Source organism: Dyella flagellata (assembly GCF_030160275.1).
Taxonomy (GTDB): Bacteria; Pseudomonadota; Gammaproteobacteria; order Xanthomonadales; family Rhodanobacteraceae; genus Dyella_B; species Dyella_B flagellata.
In genome coordinates this window covers 158,079-178,305 of record NZ_BSOA01000002.1, presented here as the reverse complement: position 1 = coordinate 178,305, position 20,227 = coordinate 158,079, and the positions used below count along the sequence as shown (strand labels likewise).

Annotated in this window: 9 protein-coding genes; 4 read left to right on the top strand and 5 right to left on the bottom strand. The window is 61.9% G+C overall.

Annotated elements, in window-relative coordinates; genetic code table 11:
* Nucleotides 1-24: 24 nt before the first annotated feature.
* On the top strand, nt 25-1,104 hold the full coding sequence (locus QQJ96_RS01050) for a glycosyltransferase family 9 protein (RefSeq protein WP_284330042.1): 1,080 nt from the start codon (nt 25-27) through the stop codon (nt 1,102-1,104).
* A 70-nt stretch (nt 1,105-1,174) separates the two neighbouring features.
* On the opposite strand, the gene QQJ96_RS01045 is transcribed toward QQJ96_RS01050, so the two are convergent.
* Together QQJ96_RS01045 and QQJ96_RS01040 are read right to left on the bottom strand one after the other, a co-directional pair.
* Nucleotides 1,175-4,615, bottom strand: coding sequence for an ankyrin repeat domain-containing protein (locus QQJ96_RS01045; protein WP_284330041.1), 3,441 nt, complete (start codon nt 4,613-4,615; stop codon nt 1,175-1,177).
* 69 nt (nt 4,616-4,684) lie between these two features.
* A complete protein-coding gene (locus QQJ96_RS01040; RefSeq protein ID WP_284330040.1) occupies nt 4,685-4,978 on the bottom strand; it encodes a YcgL domain-containing protein in 294 nt (97 codons plus the stop codon).
* Between the two features lie 328 nt (nt 4,979-5,306).
* Between QQJ96_RS01040 and QQJ96_RS01035 the strand changes: the two genes are divergently transcribed.
* Complete coding sequence (locus QQJ96_RS01035; protein WP_284330039.1) at nt 5,307-6,722, top strand: OmpP1/FadL family transporter; 1,416 nt, start codon at nt 5,307-5,309, stop codon at nt 6,720-6,722.
* Nucleotides 6,723-6,778: 56 nt separating this feature from the next.
* Here the strand turns inward: QQJ96_RS01035 and QQJ96_RS01030 are convergent, their stop codons facing one another.
* Complete coding sequence (locus QQJ96_RS01030; protein ID WP_284330038.1) at nt 6,779-7,903, bottom strand: hypothetical protein; 1,125 nt, start codon at nt 7,901-7,903, stop codon at nt 6,779-6,781.
* A 396-nt stretch (nt 7,904-8,299) separates the two neighbouring features.
* Here QQJ96_RS01030 and QQJ96_RS01025 point away from each other — a divergent pair, with 396 nt between their 5' ends.
* Nucleotides 8,300-14,776 carry a condensation domain-containing protein gene (locus tag QQJ96_RS01025; protein ID WP_284330037.1) on the top strand — a complete coding sequence of 2,159 codons (6,477 nt, stop codon included), beginning with the start codon at nt 8,300-8,302 and terminating at the stop codon, nt 14,774-14,776.
* A 171-nt stretch (nt 14,777-14,947) separates the two neighbouring features.
* Entirely contained in the window at nt 14,948-16,276 is a 1,329-nt protein-coding gene (fabF, locus tag QQJ96_RS01020; protein WP_284330036.1) for a beta-ketoacyl-ACP synthase II, read from the top strand.
* A 64-nt stretch (nt 16,277-16,340) separates the two neighbouring features.
* On the opposite strand, the gene QQJ96_RS01015 is transcribed toward fabF, so the two are convergent.
* Both QQJ96_RS01015 and QQJ96_RS01010 read right to left on the bottom strand, forming a co-directional pair.
* The gene (locus QQJ96_RS01015) at nt 16,341-17,756 is read right to left on the bottom strand and encodes a coniferyl aldehyde dehydrogenase (RefSeq protein WP_284330035.1); all 1,416 of its coding nucleotides are present in this window, start codon (nt 17,754-17,756) and stop codon (nt 16,341-16,343) included.
* Nucleotides 17,756-20,215 carry a TonB-dependent receptor gene (locus QQJ96_RS01010; protein ID WP_284330034.1) on the bottom strand — a complete coding sequence of 820 codons (2,460 nt, stop codon included), beginning with the start codon at nt 20,213-20,215 and terminating at the stop codon, nt 17,756-17,758. The genes QQJ96_RS01015 and QQJ96_RS01010 overlap by 1 nt, the downstream gene beginning before the upstream one ends.
* Between the last annotated feature and the right edge of the window lie 12 nt (nt 20,216-20,227).

Here is a 20,227-nt window from a genome sequence, read left to right as displayed (position 1 = left end):
TTGACGAGCGCTGCTGCCAATCGCATGCCGATACCTACCCATCCGCTCGTTGTCCGTTTCGGCCGAATCGGCGACACCTTGTTGCTGCAGCCGCTGTTGCATCGCCTGCACGTCCGCTACGGCCAGCCATGCACCCTGTTTGCGGCAGGTAGCTACGCGACCGATCTCTATCGAGGGCAGCCCGATGTGGCCGAAGTGATTGCCCTGCGCGCCTATCATCGGCCGCTACTGCTGAGTCCCGAGCAATGGCGTGCGATCGCTGTCTTGCGACGACTGCGGCACGTTCCCGTTTACGTATGTGAGCCCCAGCGGCGCTCGCTGGAGCGCATCCGGCTGCTGTTGAAGCTGGCGGGTATTGCCGAAAGCCATTGCGTGTTTCTCAATGATATTCCGCTGGCGCCCGAGGGGCATTGGATCGAACACCTGCTGGAACTGGGCGACGCCACGCCGCCTGCTTTTGTAGAACGTGCTGCGAAGGTGCCGGCCGCCACCAGTGCAGTACCCGAATTCGTGGTGAGCGCGTCTGAACGCAATGACTGCAATCGATGGCTGGCCGAGCGTGGCCTCGCAGGGCATCCGCTGGTGCTGCTGCAGCCCGCCAATAAGCGTACGCTTCGTTGGAGCGGTGTGCGCAAGGCGAGCGATGATGACAAGTCATGGCCGATCGGGAACTGGGCGGGCGTTGTCGCAGCCGTACGCGCCTACTTGCCGCGGGCTCGTGTGCTGCTGTGCGGATCAGCAGCGGAACGTGCTTATCTGCAAAACATGCGCACGGCGATCGCGCAACCGGATGTGGAAGTCGTCGCCGGGGAATTGCCATTGCCGCGCATGCGGGCCTTGTTGGCGGTCGCGCACAGCATGATTTCGGTGGATACGGGGCCAGCTCATCTTGCCGCGGCAATGGGATGTCCGCTGGTGGTGATGTTCGGTTCCGTATCGCCGAATCACTGGCGGCCGCGCAGTCGCGTGCCGGAAGCGGTGCAGGTGCTGGGTGGCCCGCCCCTGAGCACACGCGTTGACGCGATCGCCCCGGAGCAGGTCATCGCTGCGTGGCAGGCGTTGCCCTTGCGTGCGAACACATCAAACGAGGCTGCCGTTATGTAGGCTGGGATGCTAATCCCAGCATTGCCTTCACGCAGCTTCGCGATGCTGGGATTGGCATCCCAGCCTACGTTTAATCCGGTTGTGCCGGCTGCCGCAAGGTTTGCCGCACGCTGGGAATAACGCTGTGGCGAGCAGCCAACTCATGCGCGATATCGATCAGGCCCAAGTGCCGTGCTACATCCGCCGCGGTGCGGCCGAAGGCATCGGCGGCATTGCGGTCCGCGCCGCGGGCGAGCAGCAAGCGTGCCGGCGGCAACAGGGCGTGCATCGCGCAGGCGTGCAGGGCGGTAACGCCGCGCTGGTCAGCGTGTTCGATGCGCGCGCCGGCATCCAGCAACACCGGCAGCAGCGCACCGATATGGGTTGCATCGCATTGGCTGCCTGGGCGTTGATGCGCGCCGAGCAACAGCAGCAAGGCCGTCTTGCCTTCGCTGTCGGCCAGGTTTGGATCGGCCTGGCGCTTCAACAGCACGTCGAACAGGCGGCGTGCGCGCAGACTGTCATTCTGCTCGAAGCCGAACTGCGAGGCGGCATGCAGAGCGCTGTGTCCGCGGGCGTCCACCGCATTGGGGGCGGCGCCGGCATCAAGCAGTTGCTCGGCAATCTCCGGATAGCCTTGCACGGCGGCGATCATCAGCGCCGTGGCCTCGTTCGGAAGTCGCTGATCTACCGCTGCACCGCGTTCAAGCAGCAACGCAACCAGGGCGTCGCGCCGCGCCGCGACGGCAGCCGCAAGCGGAGTCATCCCATTGGTCGCGCTAGCGGCGATGTCCGCACCGGCGCCGATCAGCGTGGCGGCGACATCACGATAGCCGGCCCCGCAGGCATGCAGCAGCGGGGTGGCGCCTTGCGCATCACGCGTGTCGACCGGAAAGCCAAGGTCCAGCAGACGGCATACGGCCGTATCAGCGCCTTGTTTGGCGGCCTGGATCAGGTCATCGGCGCGCAACGGCCGACGGGGGCGTTGCCAGCCGTTCCAGTCGAGCCAACGTTCCAGCTGCGGCTGTTCCAGCGCAAGGCCGAGTGCCGTTTCACCGTTGGCATCCATCGCCTCGGCGTCGGCGCCGTGCGCCACCAGCGCGCGTACCAGCGGTAACGCATCCTCGCCATGTTCCAGGGCGGCGAAAAGCGGCGTACGTCCGTTGACGTCGCGAGTGTTCGGATCGCAACCGCGAGCCAGCAGTGCTTCCAGTGTGCCAAGCTGGCCGTTCGCCGCAGCCAGCTGCAAGGGCGTGCGTTCGCGTTCGTCGGTGCCGAACGGGTCGGCGCCACGTTCGAGCAACGTCACCGGCAGCGTGGAGCTTGCTTGGTGCAAGCGGCCAAGGACTTGCGCGAGCAGCCGGGCGCCCGCCGGACTGGCGCCGGCATCGAGCAGATCCTCGATCGCTTCGGCGCTTTCCGGCAGTCGCGGCACCAGGGCATCGAACAGGCGGCGGCCGAGCGGCGGCAAGGCCGGATTTTCGTTGTCGACTTCGTCGATCAATTGCGGCGGCAGGCGGGCTTCGGCCTGCAGGCCGTGATCGAGCAGCCAGCGCCGCGCCGCGCGCAAGCCGGGGTCGGCCAGTTCCGGATACAGCGGAGCGAGTTGTTCCTGCGGCCAGTCCCGCACACGGGTCGTGAAGCTGGAAACCATCGCCCAATGGCCGAAACGCAGTGCGTCGAGCAGATGGGCCGGCGTATCGGCGCCTTCGGAAATCGCCGCGACATCGAGGCTGGCAGGCAGTGGCGTGGCCGGATCGAGCAGCGCGACCAGGTCCCAACGCCCGCTGGCGGCGGCATGATCGAGCGCACTGCGGTCGTCGCTGCCCGGCGCCTTGGGATCTGCGCCGAGGGCGAGCAATGCGCGTACGGTTTCGACCTGGGCGTGCGGGGATTGGCAGGCGAGCGTGAGCGCGGCACGGCCGTGCTTGTCGCGTGCGTGAGCATCGGCTTGCGCATCCGCCAGCAGTTCGATGATGCCGACCGCTCCGGCGCGCGCGCCTTCCATCAGGGCGGTGCTGCCCTGGTGGTCAGCCAGGTTCACGTCGGCGCCCGCGGCACACAATGCGCGCGCAATCTGCACGTGCCCTTCGGCCGCTGCCGTCATCAGCGCGCTGCGCTGGCGTGCGTCGACTGCATTCACCGCGGCGCGGTGCTTCAGCAGCATCTTCACGCCGGCAACGTCGTCTTCGGCAATGCCGGCCGCGGCGACCAGCGCCGGTTCGCCGTTGGCCGGTGCGGCTTTGGCGCCGCGTTCGAGCAGGAAGCGCACCAGTGGCCAGTTGGCCGCGCGGCAGGCGATCGAGAGCGGACTTTCGCCGTGCTGGTTGGGCGCATCGAGTGGTGCGCCGGCGTCCAGCAGCATGGCTGCGACGGTGGGTTCGCCGCTGAGCACCGCACCATGCAGCGGCGTGTTGCCCTCGGTATCCGCGACCAGCGGATTGGCGCCGTTGGTCAGCAGCGTCATGACCGCGTCGGCACGGCCATGCCAGCTGTCACGCGTCGCGGCGAGCAAGGGGGTAAGGCCGCCATTGGCGCGATTGACGTCGGCACCCTTGGCAATCAAGGCGCGTAGCAAGCGTGTGTCCGGCAGCAGTGCAGCCAGCATCAACACCGGGCGCTGATCGCGATCACCGGCGGCAGGCGCCGTGTTGGGATCGGCGCCGGCCTCCGTCAACACTAGCGCGCGAGCTACGTCGCCGCTGCGTGCTGCGGCCAATAGGGCACGCGCCTGTTCGGGCGTGCCGGCGGTGCGCTCTTGTTCGTTGAGCGGCTGCGCGACGGCGATGACCGGCTCGGCCTTTTCGCTGGTTTGTTCCTGTCGGCGCGGGCGGCGGCTTTCGCACAACATCACGCGCAGCGTACGGTTGGCAATGATCAGGCAACCCAGTGGCGTCAGCAGCACGGCATAAAGCACCAGGGCAGCGGTGCGCATCTCCGATGGCAGCACGCCATATAGGCCACTCAGTGCGATGGCGGCGAAGGCGAGGACCAGCAGCGCCAGCGCGCTGGGCAGGAAATGACTGAAGAAATGCTCCTCGCGGGACAGGTGCCGGCCGAAAGCCACGCTGCGCGCCGTGGCGGTAAACAGCCAGGAGCCTTCGCCTTGGCCGTGCGCCGGGTAGGCGTCATCCCACACGTAGACCAGTGCGAAGGCCGGCCACAGTCGCCAAAGCGTTACCAGTGCCACCACCAGGGCGGCGGCGAGCATCAGGCTGTCGCCAAGGGTGGGCTGCTGGGTCAGCCGCAGCATCGGCCAGGCCACCAACAGGAATACCAGTGCGACATAGCAGGTGAACATTGCCAGGTGCGCCGCGCCGCGACGGATCACCGTGCGCAGGAAATTCGGCTCCGGATCGAAGCCGATCGCGTGGCACACCGCGGCCATGGTCAGCGTATTGGCCAGCAGCAGCGGAATCAGCGCAATCGGATGCGCACCCAGCGCGGCGATGCCGGCGCACAGCCACCCCGGCAGAAACCAGACAAGCGAGACGAGCGCGGAGGAAGGGTGGCGCGATTTGATAGGTGGCATGCGGGGCAGTATAGGAATCAGCAATGCGTCAGACGGTAATCCATTGTTAACAACCTTCTCATGGCATGCTTATTCGTCCTGACGCCGGGATTCCGAGGCAGGCTCTTGCGTACCGCTGGGAACGGCCAGGGTTTCCTGCGGTGGCAGCTGCAGGTGCCAACCTTGCGTGCGCAAGTGCTCCATCACCACTTCCGCGTCTTCATTGGGTAGACGGCGTTCCGGGTGCAGCTCTACCTCAAGCACGAAACGCAGATCGCCCAGCAGCAACGCCAGCGAAGCGGGCAGCACGTCGAAGTGATCCTTGCGATCCAGCCATAGATACGTATCGGCCTTGCGCTGGCTGGCGTAGACGAAGCAATGCATGGCTAGGCCCGCTTAAATTCGTAGGGGGTCAGAAGGTTAGCAGCACTGACTGTAAAGCGGCGCGGAGAACGCAGGGCAAGGAAAGGGAACCGTACAGATAACGTCAGGGAAGACATCAGGCATCTGTAGGACCTGAAGCATGCTGCAGCCGCACTTGCGCAGCTCGGCCCGACTCGGCAGAGTGCCCGCTTGGGGTATCAAACGCGCGTATGAAATTTTGTTCGTTTGGGCCCCCGCTACGACCCGAGCCAGGGAGGCGTGCAGCCTTCCGGCAGACCCCGGCCTGCAGGGCCGGACTCGTCACCATAAAGAAAAGCAGGAGCATGCAATGCACACGTTCTTCCGTAACTCCGTCCGTGGTGGCCGTCCGTACGCGCTGGCCGCATTGGGTCTGGCCATTGCCGGTGCCCTGGCCATGCCGCAGCAGGCCCACGCCAGCTCGTTCCAGCTGAAGGAAGACACCGCGCAGGCCATGGGGCGTGCCTACGCTGGTTCCGCGACCGCCGGTGGGGACGTTTCCGTGGTGGCCAACGCCCCGGCGGCGATGAGCGACCTGAAGGGCACTTATTTCGAAGCGGACGTCACCGCCATCAACTTCAGCGCCCAGTTCTCCGGCAGCGCACACGACGTGTTGGGCAATCCGATCAGCGGCGGCAACGGCGGCGACGCCGGCACCACCATGCCGCTGCCTTCGTTCTTCTTCGCCACCCAGCTTACCGACCGCCTGCATGTCGGCGCCTCCATCACGGTGCCGTTCGGTTTCAAGACCACCTATGACAACGATTGGGTGGGCCGCTACAACTCGGTCTACTCCAAGTTCGAATCGCTGGACGGCACCATGTCGGCCTCGTTCGATGTCACCGACAACCTCAGCATCGGCGCCAGCGCCATCGCCCAGCGCACCAGCGCCACGCTCACCAATGCGATCAATTTCTCCAGCGTCGCACTGGGCCTGGCCGGTCCGGGCACCGCGCTGAACCTGCCGGTGAACCAGGTTTATGCCCTGGTGCCGCCGGGGTCGGACGGCCTGGCTCGTATCAGCGGCGCCAGCTGGGCCTGGGGCTGGCAGGCCGGCGCGTACTGGAAGGTCACCTCGCAGGACAAGCTGTCCTTCAACTACCGCTCCAAGATCACCCATCGCCTGCAAGGCACCGCCAATTTCAACGTGCCGGACAACGTGTCCGCCCTGGTTGGCCAGCTGGCACCAGCGCTGGGCCTGACCCCTGCCACGCTGCCGTTCCAGCATACGACCGGCACGGCACTGTTCACTACGCCATCCACGGCCACGGTCAGCTACTGGCATCAGGAACAGCAGTTCGGCTTTGGCGCTGACGTGGCCTGGACCGGCTGGGATGTGTTCAAGAACCTGACGGTGAATTACGGCAACCCGACCCAGCCGACCACCACGCAGATGTTCAACTGGCATAACTCCTGGTACTTCTCGGTCGGCGGCGATTACTACCTCACCGACAAGCTGACCCTGCGCGGCGGCTTCGGCTACGACACCACGCCGACCACGGCCGCATTTCGCGAGCCGCGCGTACCGGACGAAACCCGCAAGCTGGTGTCGGCGGGTGTGGGCTACAAGGCCACCGATCACTTCTCGATCAATGCCTCGTACGCGCATATCTTCGTGAACCGCGCCTCGATCAATGGTGCCGTGAGCCCCACCGGCGACGTGCTTTCCGGCTCGTTCGACGACGCCGGCAACCTGTTTGCGCTGTCGGCGATCTACAAGTTCTGATAGCTGTCCTACGCGAGCCCCGGGAGCTTTCGCTCCCGGGGCTTTTTATTTGCTTATTAGGTATGGCGGATGATCGCGATCACGATCTCCACCACGATCAACGCGATGATCGCCAGTTCCAGCAATTCGGCGCGCTTGGCCGAGGCTTCTTCGTAAAGCGCCGCATACGTATCGCGAATGATCGCCAGCTTGCGGTCCACCGCATCGCTCACGTGGCGCACCCGGAACAGATCCAGCGCCGCGGCGTAGACGCGGGCCAGGTAGACGTCCTCGGTGACCTGCAGGGCGTTATCCACCTTTTCGGTAATCTCGGTGACTTCCGCCACCAGGGTGTACAGCTTGCGCGCCAGATCGGCGAAGTGACGCGCTCCGAGCGGATTGCCGGCGTGGTAAGCAGCCTCGACCATGTCGTACATGCGCGGTAATTCGGCATCCAGCAGCTCGTCGTAAAAGCGCATTTCCAGCAGCTGCGCATTGGCGACCTCCAGAATGTCGATCACGTCCGAATCGCCGCGCGGCTCGTAGATGAAGGCGCGATCCCAGGTCAGTACCACCAGGTCGTCGGCGTAATAGGAGAACCGTTGCAGCAGCAGGTCTCGGCGTGCCTGCTCCGACAAAGGGCGCTGTTCACCGGACAACAACGGCACCAGATCGATGCTTTCGTGCATCGTGCTCACCGGTATCGGTTCGTCGAAGGCATGCACGATGCCGAGCAGATAGTCCTCGTGCAATGAAGCGGGGCTGGGTTTGGTCAAGGCGGGCAACAGCGCCGCGCGGACATGCTCCAGCAGTTGCGTCCAGATCGGGCTGTCGGCGCCTGGGCCCAACAGCGCATCCACCGCGTTCACCAGCTGTGAAAACGAGGCCCAGCTACAAGCGCTGACCGGAATTTGCACCGAAAAGGCCGCTGCGCCGAAGTCGTACAGCCGTACAGTGGCGCTGGCCTGGTAGTTGCTGCCAAGCAACGGCAGATCGATAGCATCGAGCTTCAGGACTACCGGCGGCACGCCGAACGCCATCGCCTTGGGTGGCGTGCTGGCCAGCTTGCTGCGCGCGCTGGCCGGCCGCTGCTGCTGATCCCATAGCGCTTCGGCGTTGGACAGATCGATCGCATCGGCGATATCGATCAGGTGCATTGCGATCACCCCAGCCGATCGGACCTCGGGTTGTTTGTATGGCATGTGTATACCCTAGCCCACCGATGCAAAGCCGTCGAGCATAAGCAGGGCTGGATACGCGAATTGTTACCCCTCCGTGCGGCTGTGCGTCCTTGCGATAGGGCTATGTTGCTCTGCGCGCTCCTGCCGTTACCTACATATCAATGCGGCGGTCACCTACGCTACATGTTCGCCGCAATTGCTAACCTCCGTTACACGTCGCTACCGAGCATCTCCTGCATTCCGGTCAGATCGGTGAGGCTTGCAACACAGAGGGAAATAGATGTCGCGCAGGATGAAATCGAATGCCATTTCGAATAAGACGACATCCTGAAATTCCATGCTGGATAGACCAAAGCCACTGGTTCGTGCGACGACTGGTGCATCACTTCGTTTCTTCATCCAAACGCAGGAAGGAACATGCGCAGCCCGCCGATCTCCAGCAATTCCATCAGCATGAACCACTATGCCCATGGCTATGTGCTGATGCCTATCCTGCATTGCCTGATGCAAGGGGGCGTCCTTTCACTTATTAAAGAGCGATATCACGTCGCTCTAACAGAACTAACGGATTCCATCAGCGCCTCGCCCGGCTACTTGCGCATCGCGCTGCGTGTCGCGGAGGCAGTGGGGCTCGTCAAATGCGACGAAGCCATCGTCAGGTGGGAGGCGCCTACCTCTTCCATGCTCGATATCGAACTAAGCGCGCTCGATCCGGCGCTTTTCACACTCTATGGCATTGATCCGGTCGACTACCTGGCCCGCACACCTGTCGGTCATTGGTCCGGCGCCCTTACACAGATCGAACAACGATGGAGTGGACTGAGCATTGATTGGCTGCGGGAATTCGCCGATGGCATGGTGGTGATTCCACTTCTGACCGGCTTGCGCCAGCTAGACCTCGCAACCGATCCCGCCGCCAGCGAAGTCGACATCAGTGCCATCAGCCCGGTTGCGGCTGTCGAGGTTTATCGTCTATTCGATTTGCTCGGTTGGGCCGATGGCCTGCACCAGAACAAGCTTCAGCTGACCGTTATTGGGCGTTGGATATATAGAAACGCGCTCAACTACGCGCTAGGTCTTTCATACAGGAAGCTTCTGCATCGCGTGCGTGACTTGGTGTTCGGCGATCCCCAGGGGGTGTTCGATCAGATCGACGGATTCGAAGGCCATGTGGATCGCGCACTTAACGTGCTCGCGAGTGGGTCGATGCACAAGACCTATTTCAAAACCATCGCAGATACGGTCGTGCGCCTGTTCCACCAGGAGCATCTGCATGAACAGCCCGCCTACATCATCGATACCGGCTGTGGGGACGGCTCTCTACTAACGGAGCTGTATCAGCGCATCCGCCAGGATTCACCGCGTGGCCAGGCACTTGCCTCCCATCCGGTAACGATGATCGGAGTCGATTACAACCAAGCGGCGCTTGCTGTCACACAGCAACGATTGACGGCGAACGCGATACCTCACTTGACGCTGCGTGGCGATATCGGTGACCCAGCGATGATTCGCTCGGCGCTCGCGGACAGGGGCGTAGATCTGACGCGCCCGCTGCTGCATGTGCGCTCCTTTCTCGATCACGATCGCTCTTATAACGCGCCAGCAATGACCCAGGATGGCCCCTTGCTGGTGCCCGGCGGCTTGCATGCCACGCGCGAAGGGGCTGTGCTGCCTGCCCGTGACGTCCAGGATAGCCTGATCGATCATCTGGCCCGTTGGCGGCGTGCGCTCGGCAAGCATGATGAGCTGCTCGTGCTGGAAGTGCATGCCATTGAGCCACGTCGAGCGTTTGAAACCAAGCAGCACGATATCAGTCTGCACTTCGAACCATTACAAGCGCTTACCGGCCAGTTATTGGTATCGGCAAAGGCGTTCTTCTACGCCACTGCCGTAGCGCGCCTGCACACGCTGGAACTGATCAGATTTCCGGAGCAGCAAGCGCTGACCCGTATCTCTTTCCAGCGGATGCGCCCTGTAGGGCATCAAATCCGCTTCGCAACGGTCGCCGATACTCCCGTGCTCGCGAATCTTGCTGCGACATGGCTGAGGTTGCCGCTCACGCAGGCGACCGAGCTCGTCGAGCGCAGACTACGTGACTATCCGCATGGCCAATTTGTCGTCCAATCCGGTGATGACCGCGACACGATCCACGCTGCGGCATATGTAAATCGAAGCAATACCACGCCGTGCGCACTCGCCCTCGACGAAGCCATCGACCTTCCATCAGGACAGGCCTTGCGAATTGTGGATGTGCATGTGACACCCGATCAGGCCGAGCAATGGCGCCCGATCCTGCTTGAATTCCTGGTTCAATGGATGCTGTTGGATGAATCGTACGGGTGCCTTGTATTTCAAACCGATCCATGGCCGACCTCAACCGCACCTGCTCAGCAGCTGATTGAGCGCATCCAGGCAAACGATCCCTCGGTGCCACGCCTCACCAGCCATGCGCCAAGACTGCTAGGCGTGCTTGGTGCGGACGAGGATTCGTCGCGTGCCCGCTTGTTGTTGGCGATCGAGCGCCAGCCGTCACTCATCGCTCCCGCCGTAGCCGCCAACAACCTGACGATGATCGAGGCACGCGAGCTACTGCAGGAGGCGATCAAGATGATCGCGCCGACGTCTCACACACACCTTTCCCAGGTCACTTCACTGCTTGATCTGGGTCTTGATTCGCTGGAAATAGCCCGGCTCTCCCGGTACCTGAATCAACATCTGAACATGAAGATCAGCGTGGCCGACGTCTTTCGCCATAGCCAAATCCATCGGTTGGTCGAGTTGCTGGTCGAGCGCACTGGAAACGAGCGCATCGCCTCGGCCGCCGTTTGTGAGGCATCTGAGGATGCGCGCTATCCTCTTTCTCTCTCTCAGGAGCCCATGTGGATCTGGTTCGAAAAGATCGGCGAAACAAGCGCCTATAACGTACCACGCATCGACCATTTCACGGGGGCGCTCGACGTTAACGCATTGTCGTTCGCGCTGCGCCACATCATGTCTCGCCACCAGATCCTTCGCACCCGCTACGCCACGGTCGATGGTTGCGCCCAGCAAATGGTCATGCCGCTGGACAAATGTCACGTACCGCTGCGGATAATTCGACCGGAACAGCAGGATGGCGAATCGCTGCGCCGGCTGATCGAAACGGAAATCAACCGCCCACTCGATCTCACCGAGGGAAAAACTTTCCGAGTGCTCATACTGGAGCGGGATGGGCATGAATGGGTGATGGTGATCACCATGCATCATATGGTCACTGATGGTTCTTCGATTCCGATCTTCTGGCACGAGTTGACCGAATCGTACGCGGCGGCTCTACAGCATCGCTCTCCCCAATTGCCATCGCTGAACAACGGGCAATACCACGACTGGGGGAAGTGGCAACGGACGCGTTTTGAACGCGGCGAAATGGACGAAGCACTCGAATACTGGCGTAAAGCACTTGTAGTGCCGCTACCGGTGCTGGAGCTTCCCGTCGACCAGTCGCATCCTGCACAGCAGAGCTTCAGCGGGCACCGCGTCCCATTCGAACTATCGGCCCCGGTGACGGCAGCCCTGAATGCTCTTGTGCGCAGCACCGGCGTTACTTTGTTCGCGGCGATCACAGCGTCCTGGGCGGTTTTCCTAACGCGCATGTCGGGGCAGGACGAAATCATCATTGGTACGCCGTGGGCCAATCGCGAGCACGAAATGGCCGAATCCCTGATCGGCTGTTTCGTCAATATCCTCCCTCTGCGCATACGTGTTGATGTGGATCAATCGTTTCGCGGCCTGACCTCGCGCGTACGCGATATCACGCTTACGGCCATTGAGCATGCGGAAATCCCCTTCCACAAAATCGTGGAAAAGCTGCGGATCGGAGCGCCAGCCGGCCGACTGCCGGTGTACCAGACCATGGTTGCTCTGGAGCAGGAGCAAGGGTGGATAAGAGGCGACAGTCTCGCGGGTACTGTACGGGTCGATGCGAAGCAGGCTTTGTCTGGCATCCGCGATACCAGCAAGTTCGAACTGTCGTTGTCGATCCGCGAACGCAGCGGAGCCGACGGTCAGGCGGTCCTACAAGGTGAGCTGGTCTACTGTACCGATCTGTATGAATCGCAGACCATGGACAGGCTGCGCGACCGCTACCTGCATATGCTGACGGCGCTTACTGCAGCTCCGGATACACCGCTCGACGCCATCGATCTGGTCTCTCCTACCGAACGGGTGCACCTGCTTAGCATTGGTGCCGGCCCCACGCGTGCGTGGCCATCGCAAGCTGGCCTACTTGACCTCATTGATGTCCATGCAGAGGCACGGCCAGACGCTGTGGCGCTGGAATGGGAGGACGTGACACTGAGCTATGCCGAGCTGAGGCGGCGCAAACTGGCTATGGCCGCGCATTTTGCCATGTGGCTCAGGCAAGAGAAGGCGACATTGGACGCATGCGCCAGACAGCCTTGGCAGCATACAACCTGCTTCATTGGTGCTATCGAGGATTTCATCCGCACGCAGCCGGATGTTGTCGTACTCGTACACAACGAATCAACGCTGACCTATCGGGCGTTCGGTCAGGCCGTCGATACGCTGAGCGCCCACTTGCTCGCGCTCGGAGCGAAGACCGTGGCTGCTTGCCTGCCCCCGGGCAAGGATTCATTGATCGTGCCGCTCGCCACGCTCAGTAGTGGCATGCGCACGCTATTGTTCGATGCGGATGCGACGGCTGCATTCCTCACTATGCTTGAGCAGGAATCCTTCGATGTTGTGATTGCTCCTGCGAACTTGCTGATGGCCTATGGCGTGCTGAACTCTCCAGCGCAGCCGGGGCGACTTGCGACCCTGGCGCTAAGCGAATCGCCGAACGCTGCGCTGTCCCCGGGGCTTCTGCATCTGGATAGTGTGTTGGAGAACCCCGCGCTCACGCAAAATCGGGCCTCTCTTCCGCCACGCCCGAACGATGCAAGCGTAACGTTTTTTACGTCTGGCAGCACCGGCGTTCCAAAAGGCGTCGAGCATACGCTTAGTTCCTTGCACGCAGCCGTCTCGGGCTTCAGCCTCACGCTGCATGGTGAGCATGCTGACCCGTCGCGCACTATTTTTCTCAATCGCATTCCCCATTTTGGCGGTTTCATGACGGCTTATGCTGTGCTCGCAAGCGGCGGCACCCTGTTCGCACAAAAAAGCTTTGATGCCAAAGCACTGATTGAAGCCATCCGCGCCTATCATCCTACCCACCTTGTATTGTTCACCTCATGGCTGTCGGCACTTTGCGCGCATGGGGACTATTTCCCCGCTTTGTTGGACTCCCTGCGGGTGGTCGTTGGTGGAGAGCCGATGTCCCCCCGTCTCCTTCGCCACCTGTGTAACGATAGTTCGGTCGACTTGATCGGAACGTTTGGCATCAGTGAATGTGGTCCGCTGTTTGTCAAGCGCTATCGCTCGGATGCTCAGATCGATCTTGGCGATCCAGCGCCGGGCGTGGCTTTCAAGCTCATGCCATGCGAGCCGTTGGCTGGCGCTAGTGCGGTTGGGGAGCTTTGGATACAAAGCCCGGCGATGTTCACGGGTTATCGAGGCGATCCGCAACGCACAGCCGATTGCTTTACGGAGGCGGGTTGGTTTCGCACCGGCGATATGGTTACGGTCAACAACGGCAATTGCCTTGCTCTACGGGGTCGGGCCGGTGATGAAATCAAGCATGGCTTGTTCGTGCAGGATCTCGAGGCTGCGCTACTGGACGATCCATCGGTGCATGAAGTGTGTATCGGCTGGGATGGTGAAGCGGGGCGGTTGGTTCATCTGCGGGTGCTGGTGGTTCCTGCCGCTGGTGTGGGAACTTCACGCGTCAACGCGTGGGAGCAACGGCTACACTCGCTCTGCGCGCCCGGTGTGGCCAGCGTCCTAATAGAGCCTGTCGACTGTCTGCCAAGGCATGCGGGCGGGAAGCTGGCAAGGCCGAGGGTGACTGCGCGCGCAAACACCATCAGCAAATCGGCTGCATCTGCCAAAGCGCGACCTCGTGCGATCATGTTTCCTGGGCAGGGCGTGCAATTCATAGGCATGTTGGATGCATATACGGATCGTAGCGAATGCGTAAGTCTGCTGGAGCTTGCGGAAGATCTGACCTGCATGCCACTGCGTTCCATTTACGCGCACGGACCAGCATCCCTTCTCGCGCGCACCGACGTCAGCCAGATCGGCATCTTCCTGGCATCGTTGTTCGAGTGGCGTACTGCGCTGCAAAACCATAGTGGCCTGCTTGATGCGTGCGAAGCGATGTTTGGGCTGAGCCTGGGCGAATATACGGCATTGGTCGCAGCCGGAGCTTTGAATGACACCGACGCCATTCGGCTTCTGCACATACGAGGACGCGCGATGCAGTACGCTGCTAGCCAAAGTGACCAGCGCATGATCAGCATCCGCGAGCTGCCACGCGGAATCGCCATGGAGTTGTTGAGCACCGTACCCATTGATACGCCTGTTTATCTTGCTACTGATTTGGCCGAGCAGCATATCGTTGTGGCCGGCAGCGGTTCCGGTTGTGCGTTAGTGATGGAGCGTGCAAGAAAAAGGGGGGCAATTTGCACAGCCCTTGCAGTGGCGGGAGCATTTCATACGCCCTATATGGAAAGCGCCGCTATGGAACTAAGCCAAGCGTTGCAAACGTGTCCGTTCAGCCCGCCTCACGTGCCCATTCTGAGCAACGCCGACGCGCAGTTCACCACTTCGCCAGATACGATGCTCGCCAATCTTGTCAAACATCTTGCACATCCGGTGCAGTTAAGAAAAAGCCTGCTTCGACTCAAAAGATCGGGCTTACATCAATGTGATATCCACACGTGCGGGCCTGGCCAGGCGTTGCAAGTCATCCTCAGCGAGGCCTGGGACGAGAGTGTTCGTCTACTGTCCTACGAATAGGCATGTTCATTGAATGCTTTTGTCGGCCATGCTCGGTCGGCGGCCGAGATTCGACGGAAACTCGCCCGCCCCAACCCATCTGTCGTCGTGACGCCCGGTAGCGAGCCGGCTAGGCGCCGCGCCAGAGGCATCAATGCGTGCGCGTGATTTACCTCCTTAGGAAAACGCAATATGAAACCGGAAAGCATGAACATCCATTTGAACGATTTGCCGCATCCGCTGGGCTTTCGGCGTGTCGTCGCGACCGGGTTCGGACTGGTCACCCCGCTCGGGGTCGGCGTTGAGCATTGCTGGAAAAACCTGTTGTCGGGCGCAAGCGGTGTCCGTCCGATCGATCGTTTCGATACCAGGCATTTGGCAAGCAAGATCGCCGGTCAGCTACCTAGGGGGTCGAAGGAGCAGGGAGGATTCGACGCTGCCGAATGGATCGAAGCGAAAGACCTGAAGAAGATGGATGCGTTTATCGTCTATGCGCTGGCCGCGGCGGTGCAAGCGGTGGACGATGCGAACTGGGCCTCGATAAGCCAGGCCGAGCGCGATCGCACCGGCGTGATGGTCGGTTCAGGCATAGGCGGATTACCGGGCATCGAGGCCGCCGCGCGTTCGCTGGAGCGATCGCCGGGCCGCAAGCTATCGCCTTTTTTCATTCCCTCCAACCTGATCAATCTTGCCGCCGGTCACATTGCGATCCGCTACGGATTTCGCGGCCCGACGCATGCAGCCGTAACCGCTTGCGCTTCCGGTGCGCATGCGATCGGTGATGCGGCAAGGCTCATCGCGCTTGACGACGCAGACGTGATGATCGCGGGCGGCACCGAGGCCACGATCTGCGAGTTGGGCGTAGCAGGGTTCGTGGCAGCGCGCGCGTTGTCGACAAACTTCAATGATCAGCCGGCTCAGGCGTCTCGTCCTTGGGACTCCGATCGCGACGGATTCGTCATGGGTGAAGGCAGCGGAATGGTCGTCCTCGAAGAATACGAGCACGCCCGTCAACGCGGTGCGACCATCTATGCCGAAGTGATTGGCTATGGCATGTCCGGCGATGCGCATCATATCGTTGCCACGCCGGAGGACGGCGACGGAGCTGCACGTGCGATAGCGGCCGCGCTCAAGCGCGCCAGGATCGCGCCGGATGCCATTGATTACATCAATGCGCACGCCACCTCGACACCCACTGGCGATCTTACCGAAGTCGCCGCGCTCAAGCGGGTATTCGCAGAGCATGCTTTCGGTGGGGTATCGATCTCCTCGACCAAGTCCGCGACCGGGCATCTGCTTGGAGCGGCAGGAAGCGTTGAAGCCATTCTGACCATGCTGGCCTTGCGCGATCAGGTCGCCCCACCCACCTTGAATCTGGTCTCGCCATCTGCGGAATGTGAAGGCATGGATCTGGTGCCGCTTCAAGCCAAGTCCAGACGCATAGGCTACGCGCTTTCCAATTCGTTTGGTTTTGGCGGAACCAATGCGGCCTTGGTGTTTGGGCCTTCACCCATGCTATGAGACAAGAGCGGGCAGGACGGTCAAAACAGGTCTCTTGCTCCCTCGGCCGCGATGGGATGGTGGATTACCCCCGCCGCAACAGGATTTCCAGCAATCGCCAGAAGCGTTTGCCATAAGGCGGATTGAACAGTCCCACGCCGTTGAGCCGCGCTTGCCGAAACACGGGCTTCATATGCGAGAACGTTCGGAAACCCGCCTCGCCGTGGTAGCCGCCCATGCCGGAGGGCCCTACGCCGCCGAAGGGCAGCCGATGCTGGGCGATGTGATAGATGGTGTCGTTGAGCGTGACGCCGCCGGCATGGGTGCGGGCCAGCACCTGGTCGATACGTGCCTGGTCCTGCTCGAACAGATACAGCGCCAGTGGGCGCGGATGACTGGCGACGTAGCTGATGGCTTCGTCGAGCGTGTCGTAGGGCACGAGCGGCAACAACGGTCCGAAGATCTCTTCCCGCATCACCGGCATGTCATCGTTCACGCCGACCAATAAGGCCGGCGTAAGCACGCGTTGCTCGGGACGATCGGCCGCGTCGCTCAAATTCTCGCTGCGCGCGCCGGCATTCACGGCGCTGTTGCGCAGTTCAACCAGGCGCTGGTAGTGGCGATCGGTGGCGATGCTGGCGTATTGCCGATTGCTGGCCAGGTCCGGATATAGGCGCGTGGCAGCCTCGCGTGCGGTTGCCGTAAAGCGCGCAAGTTCCGTGCGCGGAAGCAACACGTAATCAGGCGCGATGCAGGTTTGTCCGGCGTTGATCAGCTTGCCCAGCAGGATGCGTTCCACCGCATGTTCGAAACGCGCACTGGGGCCGATGATGGCGGGCGACTTGCCACCCAGCTCTAGCGTGACCGGCGTGAGATGGGCTGCGGCCGAACGCATCACGTGATGGCCCACAGCGGTGGAGCCGGTAAACAGCAGGTGATCGAACGGCAATGCGGCGAACGCTTGCGCCACCGATGCATCACCGTTGATGACGATCACTTCGTCGGGCTGAAAGTGGCGTGCGACCAGCTCGGCAAAAAGCTGCGAAAAGCGTGGCGTGAACTCGCTCATCTTCACCATCACGCGATTGCCGGCCACCAGTGCGTCGACCAGCGGGCCCACGGCGAGGAACAGTGGATAGTTCCATGGCACGATGATGCCGACCACGCCCAGCGGTTGCGGACGCAGTTCGGTGCGGGCCGGCAGAAAGGCCAGGCTGGCCATGCCGCGCCTGGGTTTCATCCAGCGGCGTCCGTGGCGCAAGGCGTGGCGGATTGCCGACAAGCTGGGAAACACCTCCAGCATGTCGGTTTCCTCGCGCGGGCGGCATCCGAAATCGGCATTGATGGCCGCGCCAATTTCCTCGCGATGCTGGCTTAGTGCCGCTTCCAGTGCGCGCAAGCGGCGCGCGCGAGTGGGCCAATCCGGCAGCGGATCGCGCGCCTGTACAAGACGCAGGCGTTGGAGTTCGGCGGCAGGATCGAGTCGGTCAGGCTGGTTCATCAAAACTTCGCTCGCAATTCCACGCCATAGGTGCGCGGTGGCGTAATGGTGGCATACGGCGTCCCGAAATCATTGGTGCTGTCGTTGCCGATGCCGAGCACGTAGCGCTTGTTGAACATGTTGTTGACGAACAGGCCCACGCCCCAATGCTGGTCTGGCGTATGCCAATCCAGGCGAGCGTCGGTGCGCTGCTGGGAGGCGCCGATCTTGAAGGCGGCGGTACTGAAGCAATTGCCCTGGAACTCCGAGTCGGCATTGCAGCGGGTGTGGCCGCGATAGGCGTATTGCAGGTTCAGTTCCAGGTCGCCGTGGTAGACACCGTGCCAGGTGTAGTCCAAACCGGCGGTGGCCGAGAGCAAGGGTTCACCCGTAGGCTGCCCATCGAGCACGACGCCTGAGGTGGAGGTGCCGTGGATGTAAGTGCTGTCGATATACGCGGTAGTGAAGTTCAGCCGCAGCGCATCCGTGGGTTGCCATTGCGCTTCCAGGTCCACGCCGTGCGCATGCTGATCACTGGTCATGACGGTGTAGAACGGTACGCCCGAACCGGTCGAATTGGGGTTGAGCACCGACGATTGCAGGTTCGAATAGCGGTAGTAGTACACCGAGGCGTTGACCAGCAGGTTGTACTGCGGCACGACCGCTTTCACCCCGCCTTCGTAGTTCCATACCTTTTCCGGCGCGTACAGCGAGCCGACCTGCAGGCTGTTGTAGCCGCCGGCCTTGTAGCCCTTGGTCGCCGAGATATACGTCATGACGTTGGGAGTGACCTTGTAGCTCAGCACCGCACGCGGGCTGAAGTCGTGCCAGGAGTGGTGCACCGGCACCCATTGTCCCACCGCGTTAGGAAAAACGATGTTGCCGCTGAATACGCCCAGCGCCTGCTGCGCCTGCGGCGGCAGCAGGGAATAGACACCGCTGGCGACGAGTTCGGCCACGGTCTGGTCGAACGCGCTGGCCTGGCGCGGCGGCGTGTACCAGGTGAAGTCCTTCTTGTCCTCGGTGTAGCGCAGGCCGGTGGTCAGGTCCAGCCGGTCGTTCAAATGCCAGATCACGTCGCCAAATGCCGCATACGCTCTGAACTTGCCGACGTTGTTGATTTGCTCGCGCCACGGATCGCCCAGCAAGCTGAAGGGCAGGCCGAGCGCTTGCAGGCTCTGGGTGATGTCCGTCAGCGGCAAACCCACGCCGTCCACGTTCTGTGCCAGCGTGTCCAGGCTGCTCGTATTAGTGTTCACCTGGCTGCTCTGGCGCGCTTGCTCCGAGTAAAAGCTCACGCCGGACAGCCAGTCCATCAGGTCGTTGTTGCCGGATAGCTTCAACTCCTGGTAGTAGCTGTTGTTGTGCTCGATGTTGGCGGTATCCAGATAGCTGACCACATGGTCGGTGCCGTCGTTGTCTTCGTCGTTGAAGGTGTTGAAGTGGCGCCATGCGGTGGTTGAAGTAAGGCTGCCCCAAGAGAAGGAATGATCGACGATCAAGGTGGAGCCATCGAAATGCCGCCATTCACGCGCCTGGATCGCATCGTTGAAAAGCGGTGCGCTAAGCGGATTCAAGTAAGTGGCGGGATTGGGCGGAAAAGGCGGGCGCTCGTTGGGGTCGCTGGACAGCGGTACCAGGCCGACCGCCGGACGCGGCGGTTGATCCAGTCGTTCGTGGTCCCATGACCACAGCAGGCGCGTATCCGGTGTGATGTTCCAGCGATAAACGATGCGCGTGCCCCAATCGTCGTTCTTGCCGTAATGCTGGCCGTTGGCCTGGTCGCGGATCCAGCCGTCGCTCTGGTTGTCCAGCACGCTGATGCGCAGCGCCATGTCGTGGTTGAGCGGAATGTTGACCAGCGCGCTTTCGTAGCGCAGGCCATCGTTGCCGTACCGCAGTACGGCTTTGCCCTCGAACTTGTCGGTGGGCTCGTTGGTAACTATGGAGATGGCGCCGCCCGCCGCATTGCGGCCGAACAGCGTACCCTGCGGGCCTTTCAGCACTTCGATGCGATCGATGTCGTTGAAGGCCAGCAAGGCGCCGCCGGAACGCGCCGCATAGACGCCGTCGATATACACGCCTACCGCCGATTCGGTGCCGATGCCGAAGTCGCTGGTGCTGATGCCGCGCAACGAATAGTTCGGTTGCGTGGGCTGGCTGCCATCCACCACCAGGCCGGGCACGAACAGGGAAATCTTGCTCAGATCCGTGGCCGCCTGCGTGTCGATCTGCTTCGCGGTGAGGATCTGCAGTGCAATCGGCACTTGCTCCATCTGCTGCGTACGGCTCTGCGCCGTCACCGTCACATTGCCAAGTTGCCTGGCTTTTTCGGCATCCGGCTGGTTTTGCGTTCCCGCATCGCTGCTTTGCGCCGCGGCGTCGGCCAAAGCGGAAAGCGGTGCACACATCAGCAGGGTGGCCCCGCTGAACAGCAGGTGGCGCACATAAGCGGACAGTGCTCGTTGGCGAAGCATCATATTGTTTCCTTT

Excerpts from the sequence above, each read along its gene's own strand:
- fabF (WP_284330036.1), top strand. The coding sequence starts at position 14,948 with ATGAAACCGGAAAGCATGAACATCCATTTGAACGATTTGCCGCATCCG.
- QQJ96_RS01015 (WP_284330035.1), bottom strand. The coding sequence starts at position 17,756 with ATGAACCAGCCTGACCGACTCGATCCTGCCGCCGAACTCCAACGCCTG.
- QQJ96_RS01025 (WP_284330037.1), top strand. The coding sequence starts at position 8,300 with ATGCGCAGCCCGCCGATCTCCAGCAATTCCATCAGCATGAACCACTAT.
- QQJ96_RS01050 (WP_284330042.1), top strand. The coding sequence starts at position 25 with ATGCCGATACCTACCCATCCGCTCGTTGTCCGTTTCGGCCGAATCGGC.
- QQJ96_RS01040 (WP_284330040.1), bottom strand. The coding sequence starts at position 4,978 with ATGCATTGCTTCGTCTACGCCAGCCAGCGCAAGGCCGATACGTATCTA.
- QQJ96_RS01045 (WP_284330041.1), bottom strand. The coding sequence starts at position 4,615 with ATGCCACCTATCAAATCGCGCCACCCTTCCTCCGCGCTCGTCTCGCTT.
- QQJ96_RS01035 (WP_284330039.1), top strand. The coding sequence starts at position 5,307 with ATGCACACGTTCTTCCGTAACTCCGTCCGTGGTGGCCGTCCGTACGCG.
- QQJ96_RS01010 (WP_284330034.1), bottom strand. The coding sequence starts at position 20,215 with ATGATGCTTCGCCAACGAGCACTGTCCGCTTATGTGCGCCACCTGCTG.
- QQJ96_RS01030 (WP_284330038.1), bottom strand. The coding sequence starts at position 7,903 with ATGCCATACAAACAACCCGAGGTCCGATCGGCTGGGGTGATCGCAATG.